Here is a 23,007-nt window from a genome sequence, read left to right as displayed (position 1 = left end):
ATGACTGAGTTAAAAAGAGAGACAAAAGAGACAAATATTAGTTGTAGAGTTGATATTCAAGGAACAGGAAGTTCTAAAATAGATACTGGAATTGGTTTTTTTGATCATATGTTAGAAGCTTTATCAAAACATAGTGGAATTGATATTGAGTTAAATTGTAAAGGTGATTTACATATTGATGCTCACCATAGCGTAGAAGATTGTGGAATTGTTTTAGGTAAAGCTTTAAAAGAAGAGATTTTCCCTATTAAAAATGTTGAAAGATATGGTAATGCAACAGTAGTTATGGATGAAGCAGCAACAACTTGTGCTTTAGATTTATCAAATAGACCTTTTTTGGTTTATGAAGTAAATATTAGTGGAAAAGTTGGAGAGTTTGATGTTGAACTTGCAGAAGAGTTTTTTAATGCTTTAGTTATGAATTCTGGAGTTACCTGTCATATAATCAATGATAGAGGAAGAAATAAACATCATATATTAGAAGCTAGTTTTAAAGCCTTTGCTGTGGCGTTAAGAAGAGCTTTGGTTGAAAACACTAAACTTGGAGTACCTAGTACAAAAGGTGTTCTATGATTGAATTAATTGTTCTTGATGTTGATGGAACATTAACTGATGGTGGAATTACTTATACAAATAGTGGAGATGAGATAAAAACATTTAATGTTGCTGATGGTTTAGCAATTGCAACTTGGACAAAAAGAATGGGAAAAAAAGCTGCCATAATTACAGGAAGAACCTCTAAAATTGTTGAACAAAGAGGTAAAGATTTGGCAATAACTCATCTTCATCAAGGGATTAAAGATAAATATGCAGTTTTAGAAGAGATTATTAAGAAAGAGGGACTCTCTTGGAATCAAGTTGCTGCTATTGGTGATGACTTAAATGACTATAAGATGTTAAAAAAAGTTGGTCTATCTTTTGTTCCTGCTGGTGGTTCAAAATATGTTAAAAATATTGCAAATATAGTTTGTGAAGCCTCTGGCGGACATGGTGCAGTTAGAGAGATGATAGAGTATATTGTAAAAGAAGATGGATTAGAAGAGGAATTTATTAGAGTATGGCTGTAAGAATCTTTGTAAGTGCACTCTTTATAATAACAGTAATAGCCTATTTTATACCAGCTAATAAAAGAGCTAATAACAATAAAGATAAAGATTTACCACTTTTAATTTTTATTGATTCAACTATGTACACGTTAAATACAGATAGTTTAAATAGAATAATCTTTAGTAAAAAGGCAATTAGATATACAGATAGAGATGTGATGAATGACAGCTCTTTGATGTTAAAAAGTCTTGATAAAGATAATAAAAAGATTACTGATACTCTTTTGGCTGATATGATAATAAGAAGAGGGGATGAGTTTAAATTTTTAAATGATGTAAAATTTACAAGAAATAACTATGTAACTTTAAACACTGATGAATTATTGTATAATTCCAAAACTAAGATTGCTACAAATACTTTGCCATTTGAAGGGACATATTTTAACCATTATATAAAAGGTAAAAGTGTATATTTGGATTTGAACAAATATTATATGGAATCTTTAGATACCCATTTTGAAATTGAAATACAAAAAAAAGGAAATTGATATTATGAAATTTATTTTAGCATCTATTCTTTTTGCGACTATGCTTTTTGCAGACTCGGAAAAACTTATAATTGATTCTAACAACTTTGAAACAGACGATGCAACTGGTGTAACCATTTTTACAGGAAATGTAAAGTTAAAAAAAGTAAATGATAAATTAAACTCTAAAAAATTAGAAATTTTTATGAAACCAAATAGCAAAGGTAAAGCAAAAGAGCCTTTAAAATATGTAGCTACTGGAAATGTTGATTTTGAGATACACTCAAATGGCAAAATCTACAAAGGTAAGGGTGATAAAGTAATATATAATCCTAATACTCAAGAGTATACAGTTATTGGAAATGGACATATAAAAGAGCTTACTGAACAAAGAGAGTTATTGGGTGAAAAAATATTTATTAATGAATTAACTGGAAATGCTAAAGTAAGTGGAAATGAACAAAAACCAGTTAGATTTATTATTAATATTGAAAGTAAAAATAGTGCTAATGAGAGTGATAAAAACAAATAATGAAAATAGTTGATGCAAAATTTTTAACCTCTGCACAAAGTATTGTGGATTCACCAAGTCCAGATATGGCAGAGGTAGCTTTTCTAGGTAGAAGTAATGTTGGTAAATCATCTCTGTTAAATACTTTAACAAATAGAAAAGGTTTGGCAAAATCCTCTTCAACTCCAGGTAAAACACAGTTGATTAACTATTTTGATATAAAGTTTAAAACTGAGAATGAAGAGCTTCCTTATGTATATACAAGATTTGTAGATTTGCCAGGATTTGGATATGCTAAGGTATCAAAAAGTCTTAAAAAAGAGTGGAATAAAAATCTGACAGGTTATTTAGAACAAAGAGCAAACTTGCAGATTTTTGTTCATTTGATTGATGCTAGACATCCAGAACTTGATATTGATAAAAATGTTGATGAGTTTTTGGAATCAATAAAAAGAGGGGATCAGATAATTATTCATGCCTTTACTAAAATTGATAAACTAAATCAAAGTGAATTACAGAAATTAAAAAGAGCATACCCAAAGGGTATATTTATCTCAAACCTTAAAAAAAGAGGTTTAGAACAGTTACAAAATGCTATAACAGGATATCTATTTGGAAATTAATTTTTTTAAACCTAATGTAACAAACATTGAAGCAATGCAAAAGTTAGTTCAAGAAGAGGTAGAGAAGGGTGTTATTCTACTTAGAACTGAAGATGAGATGGCAACTACTATTAGATCATACACTGTTGTTGAAGTTGATGGTAAAATTGCAGGTTTTGTTGCTTTGCATGTGCATTCTCCAAGATTATCAGAAGTTAGAAGTTTAGTTGTCTCAAAAGAGTATAGAGGTCTTAAATTAGGTAAAAAGCTAGTTGAAGCCTGTATTAATGAGGGAAGAAAACTTGGTCTTCAACAACTTCTTTCTCTTACTTATCAAAAAGGTTTTTTTGAGAGTATTGGATTTTATGAAATAGAGAAAGATAAAATCCCTGAACATAAAATTTGGGCTGATTGTATTAGGTGTAAACATTTTCCCATTTGTGACGAAGTTGCAATGGTTTATGACTTATAAAGGTTACCTTTTATTTAGGTAACCTTTTTTTATCTCTGTGCTATTATTTTTGATATATGATTTTTTATTATCACTGGAACAAAAAACATTGATACAATATATGACATAAGTGTCCCTCCAATAAGAGCAACTCCAAGTCCTCCAAATACTGCATCAGTTGCTAATAAAGATGAAGCAAATACCATTGTTAGAACAGTTAATATAATAGGTTTTGATCTTGTTGCAGTTGCTTTTGCTATGGCTTCATTTATACTAAAACCTCTCTCCTCAACTAACTGTTTTGTAAAATCTATTATTAGTGTTGAATTCCTTGAATTAATACCAATTAATCCAATAAATCCAATAAGTGAAGTTGCTGTTAGATAAAAAGTGTCTGTGGTTAGTATATCCATAATTATATGGGCAAAAATAACTCCAATAATAGAGATAAAACTTGAAAGAACTATTCCCCATGAAAGAGCAAAATTTTTATAATAAACTACCATTAAAAAAAAGATTAATACAAGAGCTATAATAAAAGCTCCACCTAAATCAATAAAAGTATCAATGGTAACTTTTAATTCTCCATCCCAAATTAAACTAAATCTTTCTCCTGTTTTTTTATCTAAAAAATTTAGATTTAACATATCTGTTTTAGTAACTTCATAATCTTTATCAAAACCATTTAAAAAATCATCTCTGGCATCAAGTAGGGGATAGATTTGACTATCTTTATTTGTTTCAGCTATGACATTTATCATCGGTTCTAAGTTTTTAGAGGTAAGAGTTGGTTCTTTTTTTATTTTTTTTACTTCAATTAACTCCGTTAGAGGAACTGTAAAACCATCTTTGTTTATTAGTTTTAGAGTTGATAATTTATTTATAATATCCTCTTTTTTATTTGAGTCAAAAACTCTTTGATTGTCTAGTCTTAAAAAGATTGGTACCTGACTTTGGGAATCTGCTTCATTTACAACAGATAAAATCATACCTTCATAGGCAAGATAAACAATATTTTTAACTTGTTCTAATGAAAGTCCACTTTTGATAATTTTATTATTATCTAAAGAGATTTCAAATTTATCATAACTATCATCAGCCATCACATCAATATCAACTAAAGTTTTCTGTTTTTCTAAAACTTTCGCTACTTTTTTTGCAAACTCTCGTCTGCTTTCAAATGATTTGCCTCCATAAATTTCTGCGACAATAGAAGCTAATACAGGCGGTCCTGCAGGCAGTTCAATAAGTTTTATATTTGCTTCATATTTTGAACACTCTTGAAGTTCATCTCTAATTGAGCTAACAAAGTTATAACTACTTATATCTCTGTTTTTCTCTTTTTTTATATTTACCATTATCTCAGCTTGTGACTGTTTGTCTTTTAAAGCACTTTGTTTAACTAAAGCTGCAAAATCAAGGGGTTGTCCCTCTGCTATAAAAACTGAGATATTAGTTACTAAATCTTTTGCAATAAGTTTTTTTGATATACAAGAAGTTACCTCTTTTGTTTGTTCAACTGATGAACCATCTTTTAAATCAACATAGACTGAAAAAGTATCAGAGTCTTTACTTGGAAGCATTTTTGCTTTTACTATTTGGGTTGGGAAGGTTGCCACACTTAAGATAAACAATCCAAGTGTAATAGTATATACCATTAGGGATTTTTTAGGGTTTTGAATTATTTCATAAATAAATTTTTCTAATTTCATTTTTTGTCCCTATAAAAATTTTTTAACTAAATATGGTGTAAAGACATAAGCAACTATTAATGACACTATTAAAGCAATAGGAACAAAAACAGGAAGAGGGTGCATAAATTGCCCCATCATACCGCCAACAAAAAACATAGGTAAAAAGGTCATTATAATTGCAACAGTAGCTATATTTGTGGCATTTCCAATCTCATTTGTAGCATTTATAGAAATAGTTTTTAAATCACTTTTCCCACCATCTTCTTTTCTATGTCTTACAATATTTTCAATAACAATAATTGCTGCATCAACTAACATTCCAAGGCTAACTATTAATGCAAAGAGTGTAATTCTATTTATAGTCTCTTCCATTAGAAACCCTACAAAAAGTGTAAGGGATAGAATCATAGGAACAAGTAAAGATACTATCATTGCCTCTTTTAATCCTAGTGAAAAGATAAGAAGTATGGCAATAATAACAATCGAGATTAGCAGATTTTGAACCAAAGAGTTAACTGCATTATTTGCTGTATATCCATCATCTCTTGTAATAATATATTTTATGCCTTTTTTCTCTAATGACTCTTTTATTGAATCTATATATGAAAATATATCTTCATTTATCGTAACTGAGTTTGCGCCTTTTAGTTTTGATACCATTAGGGTTATTTGTTCAATACCATCGTTGTTATCTTTTGTATATAGATATGCCTCTTTTTTATTTTGAATGTCATATCCTCTGGTAATAGTTGCAATATCTTTTAGATATACAGGAATACCAAAATTATATGAGATTATGATATTTTCCAAATCTTTTTTTGATTCAATGGCATTTTTAATACTTAAAACTGTTAGACTATTTTCTCTGTTATCTGAGTTTATATTTGGAGTTGTAAGAGATAGCGCTTTAATTTGGTTTGCAATTTGTCCTAAAGATAGATTATAGGCTGAAATCTTATTTGAATCAACTTCAATATTGTATTGATCTTTCTTTTCGCCTTTTAAATCAACTAATGCAACTTTATCTATCTTATTTATTTCATAGGCAATTTTGCTTACTTCATTATAAAGTTTTGTTTGAGAGAGGTTGTCCTCTTTTGTAAAAAAAGCAATTGTTGCAATTGGAATATCTGTATCTATATCCATAGTTTTTACAATTGGCAAAAGGGCACCTTTTGGCATAATATCCATATTTCTCATTACTTGGTCATAAAGTTTTAAATTTGACTCCTCTTTATCCTCTCCAATATAGTATTGAACTTGTACAATTCCAAGAGAGTCTTTAGCATAGGAGAAAATATGTTCAACTCCTTTTATCTCTCTAATTTTTTTCTCTAAAGGTTCTATAATAACTTTTTTTATCTCATCTGGTCTAGCTCCTGGAAGAGCAACAATAACAGAACCTCCACTAACTTTTATCTGAGGATTCTCTTCCCTTGGCATAAACTCCAATGAGATAAGTCCAAGCATCAAAATAAAGAGACTTAAAATAAAAGTAAGAGGGTGCTCTATAAAAGTTTTTGCAAGTTTTCCTGCTATATTTAGTTGATTATTCATTGTTACTTAACTCAAAATAGATTTTACTATACATACCTGGATATAGTTTTTTATTCATTTTGTCAAAAGATATTTTTACAGAAAAAGAGTGAGTCATATTTTGTATATTTGGAATTATTGATTCAATCTTTCCTTTTGTTTTTAATCCTATTGACTCAATTAAAATATTAACCTCTTGACCTATTTTTATTTTTCCTAAATTGCTCTCATTTATCTCTGTTTTGATTTTAAGACTATCTAAATCTGAAAGAATAATGGCAGGAGATGTTGGCATTGCCATTTCACCACTTTTAATACTCTTTTTAATAATTAGACCATTATTTGGTGCAGTTATTTTTAGGTATTTATATTGAAAATTTACCTCTTTTAATTTAGCTTTTGCAATAGAGATCATATTCTCTATATTTTTAAGTTTTAATTCCAACTGCTCCAAGTCATATTTAGGTACTAAATCCTTTTCATAAAGTCTTTTATATCTTTCATAATTGGTTTTTACATTATTTAGATTATTTTCTTGAATTTGAAGGTTTAAAAGTGCCTCTTGTTTATTACTATCAATATTTGAAGAGTCTATCTCATAAAGAAGTTGACCTTTTTTTACAAAATCTCCCTCATGTACATAAACTTTTTTTATAAAACCCATATATCTGCTACTTATTATCTTTTCATTGTCTGAGATCACTGTACCACTTAACTCAATTGAAAATAGATTTGTTATTGATACAACTAAAATTGATATTATTATAAATAGTTTTTTCATTTAATTTTTGTCCTCTTTTAAACTTTGTCCTCTTGCCAGATTAATCTTTGCTAAAGCTAGTGACAGCTCATAATTTGCCATAATAAAAGAGGCTTCATTTTCCCTAAAAATAGCCTCTTGTTTTAGAAGTTCTGTCATTGCAATTAGTTGATTTTTATACATCAGTTTTGATTGTTCTAAAACTTCATTTGCAAGCTCTTTAGCCTCTTTTTTCTCTTTAAAAGCTCTTTTCTTTGCTTTTAATTCCAAGGTTGCTTTTTCAACTTCCAATTTAATAGAATCTTTTAGTTGATTAAGTCCCAAAACAGTCTTATTTAGAGCTATTTGACTCTTTTGTTTCTCTACACTTCTAGTATCATCAAAAAGGGTATATTTAACTCCTAAAAGCCCCATATAATAATCTTTATTGCTATCAAAGTTCATTTGATTATCATTGTATCCATACTCTACATATGAGTAGATACTTGGATAGTATGAAGAGTTAGATAGTTCAATATTCTTTTTCATACTTTTTTCTTGTTCTTTTAAAATCTTTAAATCATCTCTATTTGAAATAGCTTCATTTATAGAGTTTTTCAAATCTTTATTCTCTATCTCTATAATCTCTAAATCTTTTACATCATCAATATTCTCATTTGAAGTTAAAAATTTCAAGTAGGCAATTGCAATATCAAATCTATTTTTTGCTTCTGTTAGTCTGCTTTTGATATTTAATTCATGAACTTGTGCTTGCTTTTTATCAATTTTAGTAACTAATCCTTCATTATAAAAAGCATTCGCTGATTCTACAAAAAGAGTAGCTACCTCTTTTGCTTTTTGTGTTGCTTTTATAAATTCCTTTGCCACAACTGCACCATTATAAGCGTTTAAAAGCTCAAATTCTAAAGATTTTTCATCTAAAGTAAGTTTTAACTCTTGAGCTTTTTGGGCAATCTTCATCATATCTTCTTGGGTTTGTAGTTTAAAACCTGTAAAAAGTGGAATCTCATAGGTCATTTTTGTATTAAAATTGTTTCTATCTTCTGGATAGTTTAAATCTGTTGGTTGGGTATTAAGCCCTTGGGACATTTGAGAGAAACCAAAGTCTTTAAATGAAGCTTCTCTTGATGAAAGTTTACTATTAAAAACATAACCTGCGTGGTTTGTTCTACTTGCTTCATGTTTAAGTTCAAGTTTTCCATAAGAGAAAGATTGTACTTTTTTTACATCAAGTTTTGAACTCTCAATTTCAAGCTTTTGTTCTTGCAGTTGTTTATTGTTTTCAAGAGTTAGTTTTAGTGCAGTTTTATAATCAATTGTAATTGAAAAAACATAAGAATTAAATAATAATAAATATAAGATAAATTTATGCATATACTATCCTATAAGGTAATTTATAAGGGATTATACACCAATTTTATTAATTTTTCTTCAATTAGAATTATTAATTAAAATTATCTTCCTTTTTTTTAGTTATGTATGCTAAAAGTAACACAACAACTACAATTATTGAAAAACCTATAAGCTCATTTTGAAGATTTTCCATTCTTTTATCCTTTTGGTATTAAACTATTAGTTATAATATCAAAAAACTTAAAGGATATAAAATATGTATTGTGATAATTCAGAAAATTTTGAAAAAAAGTGTATACCAAATACAGTAGATGCTAAAATTGCAGTTTTAACTCCAAAAGAGGATAAAGATTTTATAGTTAGAAAAATTGTATTACAAAAGGGTGGTTCTATGCCAAACCATACAAATGAGATTCAGCATCAACAATTTGTTTTAAAAGGTGAAGCAAAAGTTGTAATTGATGGAAAAGAGTTTCATGCAAAAGAGGGTGATTTTTTATATATTCCAGGTGGAGCATCACACTATTATGAAGCATGTTATGGAAAAGATTATGAGTTTTTATGTATGATAACTACAAAAGAGGACAAAATAGAGTTTATTAAATAATATTTTATTTAAAGGATTGGGCTAGATTCCCTATAATTAGAGCCCAACCATCAATTATAATAAAAAATATTATCTTAATAGGTAGAGATATCATTACGGGAGGTAACATCATCATCCCTAGACTCATTAAAACGGAAGCAACAATAATATCTATAACCAAAAATGGTAAGAAGATAAGAAAACCTATTTCAAAGGCAGTTTTTAATTCACTAACAATAAATGAAGGCATAAGTAGTGTTAATGGAACCGCATCAATATTTTTTGGATTTTCCTCTTTTTTAATTCTATAAAATAGAGCCAAATCCTCTTCTCTTGTATTTTTAATCATAAACTCTTTAAAAGGTTTAACTCCTCTTTCAAAAGCCTGTTGATAGTTGATTGTTTCATCCATATAAGGTTTAATACCTTCTTCCCAAGATTTTTTTGCATATGGTTCCATAATAAAAATTGTCATAATTAGAGAAAGAGAGATAACTATCTGATTTGGTGGTGTTGTTTGAAGTCCCATTGCTTGTCTAAGTAAAGAGAAAACAATAATAAGCCTTGTAAAACTTGTAATCATTAAAAGTAGTGTTGGCGCAAGTACTAAAAGTACTAAAATAAGAGCTATATTTATAGTTTTTACAAATTGTGCAGGTTGTTCTAACGCTGCAACTGAAAGATTAATAAGTGGTGCTTGCTCTTGTGCAGCCATAAAAGAGAAGGTAAAGAATAAAAGAGCAACTATAATTCTCAACAATACTATCCTTAAATAAAGTAGGCAAATAATACCCAAAGAATTATTAATATGGTATAATACCGCTTTTTAAAAAGAGGCTATTTTGGATTATAAACAGAGTTTACACTCATCTCTTAGAAGTGCTTGGATAATTATAAAATTGGTTATACCAATTTATATATTAGCAGAGGTTTTATACTATTATAATATTTTGTCATATATATCTTTTCTTGTGGAACCATTAACCTCTTTACTTGACTTGCCTAAAGAGACAGCACTTAGTATTATAAGTGGAATGTTTTTAAATATTTATGCAGCAATTGCTTTTGCAGCTCCTTTAGAACTAACACCAAAACAGTGGACAATTTTAGCTATTTTTCTTGGAATTTGTCACTCTTTAGTTGTAGAAACAGCAGTAATGAAAAAAATTGGTATATCAAATGTTTATTCAATTTCATTAAGAGTAATAGTTGGATTTGTTGTAGCTTTTATAGCTACATTTATTCCTGATAAACTCTTTGTAGATACAATTTCAAATGTAGTAGTTGAGAGAAAAGTATATGAAAATCTTTTTGATGTATTAAAAAATTCTTTTTTTGACTCTATATATCTTACTTTTCAAATAATTGTACTTATTAGTTTAATAATACTTTTTATGGACTTTATAAAAAGTAGAGATTTTATTAAAAAGTTTGAAAAGAATATCTCTAGAAATTTTTCTATTTTTGTAGGTATGATATTAGGTATTACTTATGGAGCAGGAATTTTAATAAAAGAGTCAAAAAGTGGCGCATTAAGCAAAAAAGATATATTTATAATTGGAACTTTTTTGATGATTTGTCACGCAATAATTGAAGATACTCTTTTATTTGTAATATTTAATGCAAATCCTTATGTAATTGTGCTTTTTAGAGTAACTTTTGCAATAATATTTACTCTTTTATTACTCAATTTATACAAAAAGATTTGAGTTATTTATTATTTTTAATATATCCTAGTTCTTCTAGTTTATTAAATATTTTACTCATAACATGTCCTGCTGCACTCCCTCCATGCCCTCCATGCTCAACAATAATAGATACTACATATTGAGGATCTTTATAAGGACCATATCCTGTAAGCCATGCGTGAGATCTATGATAATATTTAAGCTCACTCTCTTTCATTCTCTTTTTCTCTTCTTGTGGAATTGCTACAACTTGTGCTGTTCCTGTTTTTGCTGCTAAAGTAATATTTGATTCTCTTACATGGTAATAAGCAGTTCCATTTGGATTATTTGCAACATCATACATTCCTTCTTGTACAAGCTTCAAATCACTTGGTCTATAAGTTATTTCTTTAGGAGCTTCATAAGCATCAAAAGCTAAGTGGGGCTTAGGAAGATTACCTGTGGCGATAAAAGCTGTATATCTTGCTATTTGCATAGGAGTTACAGTCATATATCCTTGTCCAATTGAAGCATTTATTGTATCTCCCAAATACCATGGTTGTCTATATTTTTCTTGTTTCCACTCTTTATTTGGATTTGTTGCATAAAATTCATTACCTAAATCTATCCCTGTCTCAACTCCAATCCCGTATTCTTTTAAAGATTCAGAGATTTTATTGATTCCAACTTGTAAGCTTCCTTTATAGAAAAAGTCATCACAACTCTCTCTAATTGCTCGTTTAAATCCAACTCTTCCATGTCCATCATGTTTCCAACATCTAAAATTTCTCTTTCCTAGTTGCATAGAACCACTGCAATAGACTTCAAAATTTGGTTTTATACCATTTTCTAAAAACGAAAGAGCTATTCCCATTTTTATTGTTGAACCAGGAGGGTAGATACCATTTATTAATTTATTTGTAAAAGGGTGGTTAAAATCATTTCTTAATTTGTTCCACTCATCAATTGATATTCCATCAACAAAGATATTGTTGTCAAACTCTGGATAAGAGCCAGCTGCAAGTATTTCCCCATTTTTTGCATTCATTACAACTACAGCACCACTATCTTCTCCAAAAATCTCTTGAATATATTTTTGTAGTCTAATATCTATTGAAATATTTAAGTCATTGTCTGTAAAAGCTTCTGTCTCTTCTAAGGTCTCTATCTCTTTATTTAAAGCATTTACTTTTACAATTTTTTCTCCAAGTTTTCCTTGAAGTTTTTCATTGTAGTATTTTTCAAGACCATTTTTACCTATAATATCACTATATCTTGAAAACTCATTATTCTCAATATCTATTTTTGATGCTTTACCAACATAACCTATAATGTGTGAAGCATTTTCTCCATAAGGATAAACCCTTTTTACTTCTGCTTTTATCTCAATATCATCATTTGAGTTAAAAATTGTATATTTATCAAAAAAGTTTTCATAGGGAATAAACTCCACAATTTTTACAAAATCATGTTTATAGTTTGAGTCAAGCTTCATATACTCTTTTAAAAGGTCCTCTTTTGAATATTGAGAGAAATGATTATTTATTAAAGTTATTAACTCGTCTAGTTTTTCTCTTTTTTTATATGACCTTAAATGGGGTTTTAGATTTATTGAAAATCCCAATTTATTCATAGCTAATGGAACACCATTTCTATCTTTAATAATTCCTCTATTTGGTACCTTGTAAATCTTTTTAATATAGTTTCTTTTTGACAACTCTTCATAATAGGTATTTGATTTTATACTTAAAAAATATATTCTTGAAAGTAGGGTAATTAATACTATTAAAATTAATATAAATATTAGGTTTAATCTTTTCAAATGAAAACTCCAAATATGACAAAATCAATTAGTAAATTTATTATAAGTGTATAATTTAATTGAAAATTTACTTCATTGTTAAATGACCACATTATATATACGCCAAGATAAAACACAGCCATATAAATATATGAATTCAGAGAGCTAAATGTTAAGATTCTTTTAATATAAGGGGTAATAAAAATATATATAAATGCTGACAGAAGGGATAAAGAGAATATTTTAAATCCATTGTTTAACTCAATTAGTGTTAAGGTTATTATTACAAGCATTAAAGAGTAGTGATACCTCTTTTTTAAGCAGGTAAAAAAAGCCATAAAAAGCACACCTAAAAATAGTATTGGAAAAAAATGAATAGATGATAGTGTATTAATTATTATTGAAAAAATACAAAGCATAACAATAAAAAAAGGATTGTCTAAATTGTTCGTTTTCATCAAGTGCCAGTTTCTGTTTTTTGTTGGATTATATTATAAGTGAACTTACAAAAATATCAATGTAGTTTTATTGTTGACCTTGTTCTCTTTTTCTTCTTTCTAAAGTTGTCAAATCATAGATAAAAGAGAAAATTTCAGCTACAGCTTTATACATACTGTCAGGAATCTCTTTATCAATATCAATGGCAGAAAGAAGTTCTATTAAGTCTTCATCTTTTTTAATTGGGATTTCATTTTTTTGAGCAATTTTGATAATGTTTTTTGCAATTTCACCACTACCTTTTGCCGTAATTTTAGGGGCATTATCAACATTTATATCATACTCTAATGCAACAGCTTTTTTTATATTATTCTCTTCTCTCATTTTATGCCCTTATATCTATTCCCATATTTAAGCTTGAGTTTTGATTATATACATCAGTTTGCTTTTTAACTTTACTTGTCTCCTCTTTCTCCTCTTGCATATCAATAATTTTGATATTTACAGGTATTAGATTTACTTTATTTAACGCTTGTTTTAGTTTTACAGAGTTTTCTCTAAAGGTTTGTTTGAAGCTCTCTTTTGATAGATATACTGTTAAATCTAATTTATTTTTGTCATATAAAGCCAATAGAAGTTGAGTTTGTCCAAACTCTTTTAAAGAAAGATTTATTTCACAATAGAATTTATTTTCATCTATTTTTTTCATTGAGATATTGCCATCTTCTAACATATCCCATAAAAAAGGGATATAAACACTATTGCTATTTGAGACAATAGAGTAGAGTTGATGATACTCTATTTGGGAAACAATTTTATCAATTTGTTTCATGGTCTCGTTTGAAGTTGAATCACTTTTTGTTTGTAACTCCATTTGCATTTGTAAAAGAACACTTTTTATATCATTGTGTAGATTAGTTTGAGCTGGTGTTGTGTTTGTTTGATGATGAATGAAATTGTTTACAATTGTTTCAAGTTTATCAATACTTTTGTAAATACTATTTTGCAAATTTAGATTTTCATGATTTGAAGATAGATTTACAATGCTCTCTTTTAGATTCAAAATCAAAGAGTTTAAGTTGTTTGCAAAATTATTTGGAAAACTATTTGTACTATTTTGAGTTTGAAGAGTTTGTAGTTCCAAAGGCATATCAATCTTAGAAAAAAGATTTTGAATATTTAGGAGTTTATCAATTATTTGATTTATAAAACTTGTATTGGATGAAGGTATATTTATTAATTCACTTTTTAAGCTAAAGAGTGTTTGTTGTATATCCCTTGTTAAACTCTGTTTGTCACTTTGAATATTCACATTTTGTAAAACTTTTGTCTCAAGATTTGATATTGAGTCAATCTGGTTTTTTAATGAATCAACTAAAGTGGCAACAGCTGGATTTTGATTTGAAAGAAGTTTTAAATCTCCTAGTTGTGTTAGTTGATTTAGTGCTGATTTTACTTCCATCTGTGAACTGTTTTTTGAAAAAATATCATTGTTTTGCAAAAGATTATCTATTAGTTTCATAATAGGTTCTTTATTTGAGATTGTACTATTTGATTGAATCTCATTTCTTAATTGAAAGAGAGTATCTACTGTTTTATTTATTAAATCCTGTTTCTCTAAAAGCAGATTTTGTGGTATTGGTGTTTGAGAAGAAGTTATTTGTTGCTGACTTTGGGGTATTGATGTTTGTTGCAATTGGTTTTGTGTTTGTTGTGTTGTTTGTGCTAATTGTGTATTTTGATTAAGATTTTCAATTTTTGATTCCACTAATTGACCGCTGTTTGAAATATTTTTTAATATATTGGTTAATTGATTAAGATTTGATAACTGTTTGTCACTTAAACCATTTGATAATTTTTGTAGTTCACTTGTTAAGGCTTTTAGTTCACTATTTAGCATATTTGACGTTTGAGTAGGGTTTGAACTATTTTGTAATATTTTATCTATCATTGAAGTAATATTTTTTGCTTCAAGTGATGGGATATCTTTTAATATAGTTTTTATCTGATTTAACAAATTCTCTAAATTTTTTGGTAGAGCTTGATTTGCATCAGCTTTGGTTTGTTCTAAAATTTTAGACTCCAAAAATACACCAGATTTATTAATCATCTCTTTTAACATATTTCCATCAAGCTCTGAGATGTTTTTTAAAAAATTTTCCAATTGAGGTCTGTATTTTTCCATTGAAGGATCAAGTTGTTCAAGCAGCGTATTGATTGATTTTGCAAAGCTTCCAAAATCTTTAAAAAGGTTTGAATTTTTAAGTATATTTTCTAAGTTTGAGTTGTTTTTAGTACCTGTTTTTAGGTCATCAAAAAGGTTTTGTAAAATATCTCCAACACTAGTTGCACCTTTTGCAACCTCTTCCAATGTTTTCATATCTGCATTTTTTAGTGCCTCTTTTAAAACATTGTTATTATTTGGCAATAGTATGTTCAATAAGTTGTTGCTATTTGAAACTAACATTTAAGCAGTATATCATAAAAAATCGAATTATTAATTGACAACAAATTCTATTTTAAGTAAAATCTTTTTAGTTACAAAGGAAAATACATGGTTTATGAAGTAGTTATACCAATCGACGGATGTACGGAAGAAAAAGAGTTTGAACTATCTAAACTAGATGATTTTTTTTCAGTTATAACTGGTGTTGAAACAGGTATAACTTTAAGATTGATGAGCTTTGGTGCTCTTAAATCCTTAGCTTTTGAACTTCCTGAGGACTTTAAAAATAAGTTAGATATTGAGAGACTTGAAGATATATCAATATTTTATATCTTTGTACTACAAGCGGAAGTCTCAAACTCCTCGATGAATATTTTTTCTCCCATTATAATGAATAATAAAACAAATAAAATGGGACAAATACACTTAAATCTAGAAGAACTAGGCTTAGAGAGTTTAAACAATATATTACCAAAATTTTAATATATATTTTTCAAAGGTTATAGATGGAAAAGATAACAATTTGGCATAATCCTAGATGTGGTAAATCTAGGGATGCATTAACATATTTAGAAGATAAAAAATTTGATATAAATATAGTTAAATATTTAGATGAAACTCCAAGTAAAGAGGAGATAAAAAATACCCTTAAACTTTTAGGACTTTCAGCAAAAGAGCTTATGAGAACTAAAGAGGATATTTACAAAGAGCTAAATCTAAAAGATGAAACATCAGAGGATAGATTGATTGAAGCAATGGTAAAAAACCCAAAACTTATTGAAAGACCAGTAGTTATTAAAGGAAAAAAAGCTGTTATAGCAAGACCTTTAGAAAATATTGACAAGATTTTATAATCATGCATGAGAAGCAACAAAGAATAAGATATATTAGAGTTCTTGAAAAATTCTTTACAAGAACAGTGTCCCTTTTAAAACTAGAAAATTTTGATGAAGAGCTTTTTAAACAAAGAACACTTAAAAATTATGAAGACCTAAAAAGAGTAGAGGCAATAGATTTAAACTCAAAATATTTTACTGAATTAATAGCTTTTATAAATAAGACTCTGCAAATTGCGCAAACTTCAAGTGAAAATTTTGAGAATGAGAGAACAACGCTGCTTAAAGAGGCAAATCTTCTTCAAAAAGAGAAAAATAGAAATAGTTATAAAAAAGATAAACATAAAAACTCAAAGTTTGATGATGGTTATTAATGGAGACAAATAACCAAGAAGAGAGACTTTTTAATTTAAGTGGAGTGATTAAAAAAGTTCTTTATAAAAATGAAGAGACTAAATATATTATTGCTGTTTTAGAGAATAATCAAAAAATTTGTGGAACATACTTTGATACGGATATTGAGAAGATTGTTGGTGAAGAGATAATTTTAAGAGGAGATTGGATTACCCATAAAAAGTATGGAGTGCAGTTTCAATTTCAAACATTAGAGCTAAAAGAGGCTGAAATTTTCTTTTTTTTAACAAAAATTGTAAAAGGTATTGGCAATAAATTTGCCCATGAACTTTTAGAAAAATATAGTGAAGATGAACTAATTGAAATCTTAAATGAGAAACCTAATGAACTCTTGCAGTTTAAGGGAATAAAAGAGAAAAAACTTGAAAAAATTGTTAGCTCTTGGAATCGATTTAAACACTTAAGGGAACTTGGTACTTTTCTTTCTAAATTTGGTGTTACTTCAAATCTTATTAATAAAATCTACTCACATTTTAGTGAAGTTGAAAATCTAATTGAAAAGATTAAAAATAATCCTTATATTTTGATTGATATAAAAGGTATTGGTTTTAAAAGAGCTGATGAGATTGCAAAGGTTTTGGGTATTGATTTAAAATCAGAGTTTAGAATTAGTGCTTGTATAAACTATACTTTAAGGGAGTTTTGCGATAACAATGGAAACTCCTCTATTGATAGATTTCATCTATATAAACTTCTAAATGAGTCTTTACACTTTGAAAATGAAGAGCTTTTGTATGAAAATGCAATTACAAAAATGCTTGTTCAACAAGAGATTTATGTAACAAGAGAGAATAGATTATCTCCTTCAATTTTATATAATGCAGAGAGAAAAATATTGGATTTTTTTCAAAGAAGAAAAGATGAAAAAAATAGAAAAATAGTTGCAAATTTTAGTGAATATATAGAAAAAAGAGAGATTAGTTTAGGTTTTACTTTAAGTGAAGAGCAAAAAAGAGCAGTAGAGATAATAAATGAAGGGAATAAAACCCTTTTTCTAATAGGTTATGCTGGAACTGGTAAATCAACATCAAGCAGGGCAATATTGGAACTTCTTGAGGAGATAGTATCTTATGATGATATTATTACAATTGCTTTAAGTGGAATTGCAAGTCAAAGAATCTCTGATACAACAGGATACAATAGTTCAACAATACAATCTTTGTTTGTAAAACATGAAGATAAAGATTTCTTTCCACATAAAGTAATACTTCTTGATGAAGCCTCTATGGTAAACTCTGTTATGTTTTATAATCTAGTAAAAAAAATTTCACATGACACAGTTTTTATAATTGTAGGTGATGATGGGCAACTTCCTGCAATTGGAGCTGGAAATATTTTGGAAGATTCAATAAAATATGAGTTGGCTCCTATTTGTAAACTGACAAAAATTTATAGACAAAATGAGAATCAAGCAATAGCTGTAATTGCAAATGAAATTAGAGAAGGGAATATCCCTGAATACTCTAAAGAGTATGAAGACTTTTCATTTATAAATGTCTCAATTAATAACTATTATGCTGTAAAAAACTCTCTTAATCAGAGTGAATTTTCAGGAATAAGAGCTCAAATAAGTGAAAATATTTTAAATACAATACTTAATATTTCAACTTCATATATACAAAAATATTATGACAATATTAAAGCAAAAGATATCTCAAAAGCTTTAACTCTTTTTCAAGTGATCACTCCTATGAAAGCTGGTCCTTTGGGCGTTGAAAATATAAATATACAACTTCAAACACTTTTTAATCATACAAAAGGTAAAGGTTATAAAACAAAACTTTATGAGTTTAAAATGAGTGATAAAGTGATTCATATAAAAAATGAAAATATGAAAGCTCAAACAATGCAAATGTATAAATCAAATTCAACAGAATATCTTGAAAAAAGGGTTTTTAATGGTCAATTAGGTCTTATAATAAAACTTGATTTTGATGAGAGTCAAACTATAGTTTTATATCCCAATGATGATATGGTTGTTTTTTATGATTTTGAAGACTTAAATTCTCTTTTATCTCTTGCTTATTGTTTAACGATTCATAAAACTCAAGGAATGGAGTATGAAAATGCACTTATTCCAATGAGTTTTTCTCACTATATAATGCATAATACCAAACTTCTATACACAGCAATTACAAGAGCTAAGAAGATGTGTTTTATTGTTGGAGAAGAGGATGCATTTAAAAGTGCTTGCAAAAAAATAGAAACTACTAAAAGGGAATCAGTGATAAATGACCTTTTATTGCATAAAAATAATAACTCTTTACCTATTTAAAAGCAACTATTGAGTATTATATCCGAAATTTAATAGAGGATAATGTTTTATGATTACTTGGATGCAAAGACATAAAAAATGGCTTGTAATAACTATTTGGATAAGTACAATAGCCTTTGTTGGAGCAGGATTTGTGGGATGGGGATCTTACAACTATGGTTCAAAAGGTGGAGTTGTTGCTGTTGTAGGTGATAGAGAAGTTTCAGTAGAAGAATATCAAAGAGAATACTCTTCATTATATGACCAATATTCAAGAGTTTTTGGGCAACAATTTAATCAAGAGATGGCTGATAAATTGAAACTAAAAGAGGTTGCATACAATACTGCTATTCAAAAAAATCTTATTTTATCTTTTGCAGATGAGATTGGTTTGGGTGTAACAGATGATGAAGTTGCAAAAGAGCTTGTAAAAATCCCAGGATTTATAAAAGATGGAAAATTTGATAAAGATACTTATATCAAAGTTCTACATCAAAATAGAACAACACCAATAGTATTTGAAGCATCATTAAAAAGAGATATCTTATTACAAAAAGTTGAGAAAATATTTAAAGTAGATGCACAAAAAAGTGAAATTGAAGCATTAAACAGACTTTTCTTTTCAAAAGATAATATAAATATTGAGATTCTAAGCCAAAATGATATAGATTTAAAATATAGTGATGAAGATTTGAAAAAATATTGGGAAATAAATAAAAATAACTATAAATCAGAAACATCATTTGAACTTCAAATTGATGAGATCCCTTTAGTTTCAAACAGTTTTTCAAATGAAGAGATTGAAGATCACTACAATAAATTCAAAACTGAATTTATAAAAGAGGATGGAAAAATTAAATCTTTAGAAGAAGCTAAAGATGATATTATCAAATCTTTAAATGAGAAAGAGACAAAAAAAGTTGCACTTAAAAAGTACCTTCAATTAAAAAAAGGTGAACTTAAATTTGTTTCAACTGAAAATATAAAACAATCAGAATTAGCATTTCCAGAAGAGAACAACCAAGAGGTTATAAATTCAGTACCTGGAGATGTTCTTAAACCATTTTTTAACAATGATAAATTTGTTATTGTAAAAGTTTTAAACAAAATTTTACCAAAAACATTAGAATATGAAGAAGCAAAAGCTTTAGTTAAAGTTGATTATGAAAAAATAACTAAAGGTTTAGAGCTTGAAAAACTTGCAGATAAGAGATTAAAAGTTTTTGAAGGAACAAACATAGGTTATGTTTCAAGAGACTCTTTAAATAGCGTTACTGGTCTTAATCCAGATGACTCTTTAACTTTCTTAAATAGACTTTTCTCAAGTGCTGAAAAAAGTGGTAAAATAACAATCGGTGATAAAATTGTACTTTATAAAATAACTGACCAAACATTAGGTTCTTTTGATGAAGCTAAAAATGAGGTTGTAAAAGGTTCAGTAAATACCTTAATAAATCAAGAATTAATGAATAATTTAGTAAAAAATTTACAAAATAGATATGAAGTACAATCTTCTATAACTTTTGAGGAGTAATTTTGAATAAGACTCTTTTAGCAATTGATATTGGATCGTCAAATATAACTGCTGTAATTGCTAGAAATAATCTAGATTATAAAATAAATATTTTAGGTACAGGGTCATATAAAAGTGCTGGTATAAATAAAGGAGTTATCTCAAATATTGAGTTAGCTTCAAAATGTATAAAAGAGGCAGTTTCTATTGCTAGAAAGAATACAACAGAGCAGATAGAATCAACTGTTGTATCGATTTCAGGAGCATATACTAAAGGAATAAGAAGTTCAGGTAGTGTAAATATTCCAAATGGAGTTATTACAGAGAATGAGATAAATCAAGTTCTTCAAATGGCACTATACAATGCTACAATTATTCCAGAATATGATGTAATTCATGTAATTCCTATATTTTTTAAGATTGATGATTCAGCAGATGTAGAAAATCCACTTAGTATGAATGGTTCAAGATTAGAAGTTTCTGTTTATGTTGTTACAGCTAAGAAAACTGCATTGACAAATATAAAATCTGCATTTAAAATGGCAAATCTAAATGTAAATAACTTTGTCTTAGATGGTTATGCAACGGCAATCTCAACTTTAGATGAACAACAAAAGAAGTTTGGAGCTACAGTTATAAATATTGGAGCAACAACAACAGAAGTTGCATGTTATAAAGGTTATGCACTTATTTATAATGGCTTTATTCCTGTTGGCTCAAACCACATTACAAATGATATCTCTGTAATGTTACATACTCCTCCAATTGCAGCAGAAAAGATTAAGACAGAGTATGGAGACTTACTAAAAACAGATGAAGAACTTGCTAATAAAAAAGTGAGAACGCCAAGAATAGGTGATGAAAAAAACTCTTCTGAAGTATCTTTAGAACATATACAAACTATTATTCATGCAAGAGTAGAAGAGATTTTAATTTTAGTAAAAAATAGTCTTAAAAAAAGTGGAATTAATGAGAGTTTAGGAACAGGTATTGTAATTACTGGTGGTATGAGCAAACTTGTTGGAATAAAAGAGCTTGCAACCCTTGTTTTTGATGACTTACCCGTGAAAATCTCAAATCCAATAAATATAAAAAATGGTTATATGAGTTTTGATGATCCAAAAATGGCAACAATTGTTGGATTACTTCTTTACTCTTTAGAGACAAATAGAAATTTTGAATTGGATTCAAACAAAAATCTTATTAGAAAAAGAAAAATAGTTGATAATTCTCAAGTAAAAGAGCAACCAGAAAATTTTTCTACTGGGTTGAATGCAGCTGCAGATATACAAAAAACTGCAATGGAAGTAAATAGTAAGAAATTAACTGAAGAAGATGATTCTAAACTCTTACCAACACTAACTAAAAAGGACAAGAACACTGGCGTTAAAAAATTATGGAACGCTATTACGGAGTGGTTCTAATGAATAACGGAAATTTATTTAATGTGGATGATATAAAAGTGGAAATGCCTAATAAAACTCTTTCGGACAATGTAGCAAAGATTTCAGTAATTGGAGTTGGTGGAGGTGGTTGTAATATGATCAACCACATGATAAATGAGGGAACGCATAAGATAGATTTAATTGCTGCAAATACAGATTTACAAGTACTTAGAATCTCTAAAGCACCTAAAAAAATCCAGTTGGGAATTAAGCTTACTAAAGGTCTTGGTGCAGGAATGAAACCAGAAGTTGGTAGAGATTCTGCTGTTGAGAGTTATGAAGATATAAAAGAGGCATTAAAAGGTGCTGATATTGTATTTATAGCTGCAGGACTTGGTGGGGGTACAGGAACAGGAGCTGCCGCAATCATTGCAAAAGCTGCAAAAGAGATAGGTGCACTAACTGTTTCTGTTGTTACTAAACCTTTTACTTGGGAAGGTAAAAAAAGAGCAGGACTAGCTAATCTTGGATTGGAAGAGATTAAAAAAGTTTCTGATTCAATTATTGTTGTGCCAAATGATAGATTATTAGAGATAATTGATGAGCATGTAGGGATGAAAGATGCTTTTAAAATTATAGATAATATCCTTTATCAAGCAGTAAATGGTATGACAGAGGTTATTTTAAACCCTGGAAACTCAGATATTAATACCGACTTTGCAGATGTTAAAACAATTATGCAACATAAGGGTATGGCTCTTATGGGAATTGGTAAAGCAAAAGGTGACAATGCTGCACAAAGAGCATTGGAAGATGCAATTGATTCTCCTCTTTTAGATAAACTCTCTTTAGGTGGAGCAAAAGGTATTTTGATTCATTTTAATATACATCCTCAAGTATCTCTTTTTGCAATTAATGATGTTATGTCAAAAATCCATGAGACAATTGATTCAAATGCAGAGATTATTTTTGGTACAACTTCTGATAATACATTAGAAACAGATGAAGTTAAAATTACAATAGTAGCAACTGGTTTTGAATCAAAAAATGATGTCTCTTTTGACGATAGAACAATTGAAGAAGATGCAAGTAAAGCATCATCTAAAAAGATTAATCCTGATGATGAAAACTATTTAGATATACCACCTCTAATGAGAGATTATAAAGTACAATATCAACTAAGATAA

General features: G+C 28.3%; 21 protein-coding genes and 1 pseudogene. 15 read left to right on the top strand and 7 right to left on the bottom strand.

What is annotated here, in order from left to right; genetic code table 11:
- Genes hisB through AEBR_RS08985 form a run of 6 tightly spaced genes read left to right on the top strand, consistent with a single transcriptional unit; the run spans position 1 to position 3,158 of the window.
- Positions 1–573, top strand: coding sequence for an imidazoleglycerol-phosphate dehydratase HisB (gene hisB / locus AEBR_RS09010; protein ID WP_128977827.1), 573 nt, complete (start codon positions 1–3; stop codon positions 571–573).
- Complete coding sequence (locus AEBR_RS09005; RefSeq protein WP_129086559.1) at positions 570–1,067, top strand: KdsC family phosphatase; 498 nt, start codon at positions 570–572, stop codon at positions 1,065–1,067. Before hisB ends, AEBR_RS09005 begins: the two co-directional genes overlap by 4 nt.
- On the top strand, positions 1,058–1,594 hold the full coding sequence (locus tag AEBR_RS09000) for an LPS export ABC transporter periplasmic protein LptC (RefSeq protein WP_129086560.1): 537 nt from the start codon (positions 1,058–1,060) through the stop codon (positions 1,592–1,594). The genes AEBR_RS09005 and AEBR_RS09000 overlap by 10 nt, the downstream gene beginning before the upstream one ends.
- A gap of 4 nt (positions 1,595–1,598) precedes the next feature.
- The gene (locus AEBR_RS08995) at positions 1,599–2,105 is read left to right on the top strand and encodes an LptA/OstA family protein (protein ID WP_128977833.1); all 507 of its coding nucleotides are present in this window, start codon (positions 1,599–1,601) and stop codon (positions 2,103–2,105) included.
- On the top strand, positions 2,105–2,707 hold the full coding sequence (gene yihA / locus AEBR_RS08990) for a ribosome biogenesis GTP-binding protein YihA/YsxC (protein WP_128977835.1): 603 nt from the start codon (positions 2,105–2,107) through the stop codon (positions 2,705–2,707). The genes AEBR_RS08995 and yihA overlap by 1 nt, the downstream gene beginning before the upstream one ends.
- On the top strand, positions 2,697–3,158 hold the full coding sequence (locus AEBR_RS08985) for an N-acetyltransferase (protein ID WP_129086561.1): 462 nt from the start codon (positions 2,697–2,699) through the stop codon (positions 3,156–3,158). Before yihA ends, AEBR_RS08985 begins: the two co-directional genes overlap by 11 nt.
- A 29-nt stretch (positions 3,159–3,187) precedes the next feature.
- Here AEBR_RS08985 and AEBR_RS15490 read toward each other — a convergent pair.
- From AEBR_RS15490 to AEBR_RS08965, 3 genes and pseudogenes are all read right to left on the bottom strand, one after another.
- Positions 3,188–6,388, bottom strand: a pseudogene (locus AEBR_RS15490) (efflux RND transporter permease subunit).
- The gene (locus AEBR_RS08970; RefSeq protein WP_129086564.1) at positions 6,381–7,148 is read right to left on the bottom strand and encodes an efflux RND transporter periplasmic adaptor subunit; all 768 of its coding nucleotides are present in this window, start codon (positions 7,146–7,148) and stop codon (positions 6,381–6,383) included. The pseudogene AEBR_RS15490 and the gene AEBR_RS08970 overlap by 8 nt, the downstream one beginning before the upstream one ends.
- A complete protein-coding gene (locus AEBR_RS08965) occupies positions 7,149–8,501 on the bottom strand; it encodes a TolC family protein (RefSeq protein ID WP_129086565.1) in 1,353 nt (450 codons plus the stop codon).
- A 235-nt stretch (positions 8,502–8,736) separates the two neighbouring features.
- Between AEBR_RS08965 and AEBR_RS08960 the strand changes: the two genes are divergently transcribed.
- Positions 8,737–9,087 carry a cupin domain-containing protein gene (locus tag AEBR_RS08960; RefSeq protein WP_128977847.1) on the top strand — a complete coding sequence of 117 codons (351 nt, stop codon included), beginning with the start codon at positions 8,737–8,739 and terminating at the stop codon, positions 9,085–9,087.
- A 4-nt stretch (positions 9,088–9,091) separates the two neighbouring features.
- Here the strand turns inward: AEBR_RS08960 and fliP are convergent, their stop codons facing one another.
- Positions 9,092–9,823, bottom strand: a complete 732-nt coding sequence (gene fliP, locus AEBR_RS08955; RefSeq protein WP_420370942.1) for a flagellar type III secretion system pore protein FliP — start codon at positions 9,821–9,823, stop codon at positions 9,092–9,094.
- 85 nt (positions 9,824–9,908) lie between these two features.
- Between fliP and AEBR_RS08950 the strand changes: the two genes are divergently transcribed.
- Complete coding sequence (locus tag AEBR_RS08950; RefSeq protein WP_228712149.1) at positions 9,909–10,775, top strand: nucleoside recognition domain-containing protein; 867 nt, start codon at positions 9,909–9,911, stop codon at positions 10,773–10,775.
- 1 nt (position 10,776) lies between these two features.
- Here the strand turns inward: AEBR_RS08950 and mrdA are convergent, their stop codons facing one another.
- From mrdA to AEBR_RS08935, 3 genes are all read right to left on the bottom strand, one after another.
- The gene (gene mrdA, locus AEBR_RS08945; protein ID WP_129086567.1) at positions 10,777–12,555 is read right to left on the bottom strand and encodes a penicillin-binding protein 2; all 1,779 of its coding nucleotides are present in this window, start codon (positions 12,553–12,555) and stop codon (positions 10,777–10,779) included.
- 504 nt (positions 12,556–13,059) lie between these two features.
- Positions 13,060–13,356: an EscU/YscU/HrcU family type III secretion system export apparatus switch protein gene (locus tag AEBR_RS08940; RefSeq protein WP_128977853.1), complete on the bottom strand. Its 297-nt coding sequence runs from the start codon at positions 13,354–13,356 to the stop codon at positions 13,060–13,062.
- A 1-nt stretch (position 13,357) separates the two neighbouring features.
- Entirely contained in the window at positions 13,358–15,439 is a 2,082-nt protein-coding gene (locus AEBR_RS08935; RefSeq protein WP_129086568.1) for a flagellar hook-length control protein FliK, read from the bottom strand.
- 87 nt (positions 15,440–15,526) lie between these two features.
- Here AEBR_RS08935 and fliW point away from each other — a divergent pair, with 87 nt between their 5' ends.
- Genes fliW through ftsZ form a run of 7 tightly spaced genes read left to right on the top strand, consistent with a single transcriptional unit; the run spans position 15,527 to position 23,007 of the window.
- Positions 15,527–15,901, top strand: a complete 375-nt coding sequence (gene fliW / locus AEBR_RS08930; protein WP_128977857.1) for a flagellar assembly protein FliW — start codon at positions 15,527–15,529, stop codon at positions 15,899–15,901.
- Positions 15,902–15,924: 23 nt separating this feature from the next.
- Positions 15,925–16,272 carry an arsenate reductase (glutaredoxin) gene (gene arsC, locus AEBR_RS08925; protein WP_129086569.1) on the top strand — a complete coding sequence of 116 codons (348 nt, stop codon included), beginning with the start codon at positions 15,925–15,927 and terminating at the stop codon, positions 16,270–16,272.
- A 2-nt stretch (positions 16,273–16,274) separates the two neighbouring features.
- Complete coding sequence (locus AEBR_RS08920) at positions 16,275–16,628, top strand: hypothetical protein (protein WP_129086570.1); 354 nt, start codon at positions 16,275–16,277, stop codon at positions 16,626–16,628.
- Positions 16,628–18,943, top strand: a complete 2,316-nt coding sequence (locus AEBR_RS08915; protein ID WP_129086571.1) for an AAA family ATPase — start codon at positions 16,628–16,630, stop codon at positions 18,941–18,943. The genes AEBR_RS08920 and AEBR_RS08915 overlap by 1 nt, the downstream gene beginning before the upstream one ends.
- 49 nt (positions 18,944–18,992) lie before the next feature.
- A complete protein-coding gene (locus AEBR_RS08910; protein WP_129086572.1) occupies positions 18,993–20,456 on the top strand; it encodes a peptidylprolyl isomerase in 1,464 nt (487 codons plus the stop codon).
- 2 nt (positions 20,457–20,458) lie between these two features.
- Positions 20,459–21,859 (top strand): cell division protein FtsA, encoded by a 1,401-nt coding sequence (gene ftsA, locus AEBR_RS08905; protein ID WP_128977867.1) that lies wholly within the window; start codon positions 20,459–20,461, stop codon positions 21,857–21,859.
- Positions 21,859–23,007, top strand: coding sequence for a cell division protein FtsZ (gene ftsZ / locus AEBR_RS08900; protein ID WP_129086573.1), 1,149 nt, complete (start codon positions 21,859–21,861; stop codon positions 23,005–23,007). The genes ftsA and ftsZ overlap by 1 nt, the downstream gene beginning before the upstream one ends.

Origin of the sequence: Halarcobacter ebronensis (genome assembly GCF_013201825.1) — a bacterium.
Taxonomy (GTDB): domain Bacteria; phylum Campylobacterota; class Campylobacteria; order Campylobacterales; family Arcobacteraceae; genus Halarcobacter; species Halarcobacter ebronensis.
This window is presented reverse-complemented; position numbering and strand designations above follow the sequence as displayed.

Coding starts and splice junctions, on each gene's coding strand:
- AEBR_RS08960 (WP_128977847.1), top strand. CDS start 8,737: ATGTATTGTGATAATTCAGAAAATTTTGAAAAAAAGTGTATACCAAAT.
- fliW (WP_128977857.1), top strand. CDS start 15,527: ATGGTTTATGAAGTAGTTATACCAATCGACGGATGTACGGAAGAAAAA.
- AEBR_RS09005 (WP_129086559.1), top strand. CDS start 570: ATGATTGAATTAATTGTTCTTGATGTTGATGGAACATTAACTGATGGT.
- AEBR_RS09000 (WP_129086560.1), top strand. CDS start 1,058: ATGGCTGTAAGAATCTTTGTAAGTGCACTCTTTATAATAACAGTAATA.
- AEBR_RS08910 (WP_129086572.1), top strand. CDS start 18,993: ATGATTACTTGGATGCAAAGACATAAAAAATGGCTTGTAATAACTATT.
- AEBR_RS08915 (WP_129086571.1), top strand. CDS start 16,628: ATGGAGACAAATAACCAAGAAGAGAGACTTTTTAATTTAAGTGGAGTG.
- yihA (WP_128977835.1), top strand. CDS start 2,105: ATGAAAATAGTTGATGCAAAATTTTTAACCTCTGCACAAAGTATTGTG.
- AEBR_RS08920 (WP_129086570.1), top strand. CDS start 16,275: ATGCATGAGAAGCAACAAAGAATAAGATATATTAGAGTTCTTGAAAAA.
- AEBR_RS08995 (WP_128977833.1), top strand. CDS start 1,599: ATGAAATTTATTTTAGCATCTATTCTTTTTGCGACTATGCTTTTTGCA.
- hisB (WP_128977827.1), top strand. CDS start 1: ATGACTGAGTTAAAAAGAGAGACAAAAGAGACAAATATTAGTTGTAGA.
- ftsZ (WP_129086573.1), top strand. CDS start 21,859: ATGAATAACGGAAATTTATTTAATGTGGATGATATAAAAGTGGAAATG.
- arsC (WP_129086569.1), top strand. CDS start 15,925: ATGGAAAAGATAACAATTTGGCATAATCCTAGATGTGGTAAATCTAGG.
- AEBR_RS08935 (WP_129086568.1), bottom strand. CDS start 15,439: ATGTTAGTTTCAAATAGCAACAACTTATTGAACATACTATTGCCAAAT.
- AEBR_RS08940 (WP_128977853.1), bottom strand. CDS start 13,356: ATGAGAGAAGAGAATAATATAAAAAAAGCTGTTGCATTAGAGTATGAT.
- AEBR_RS08965 (WP_129086565.1), bottom strand. CDS start 8,501: ATGCATAAATTTATCTTATATTTATTATTATTTAATTCTTATGTTTTT.
- AEBR_RS08970 (WP_129086564.1), bottom strand. CDS start 7,148: ATGAAAAAACTATTTATAATAATATCAATTTTAGTTGTATCAATAACA.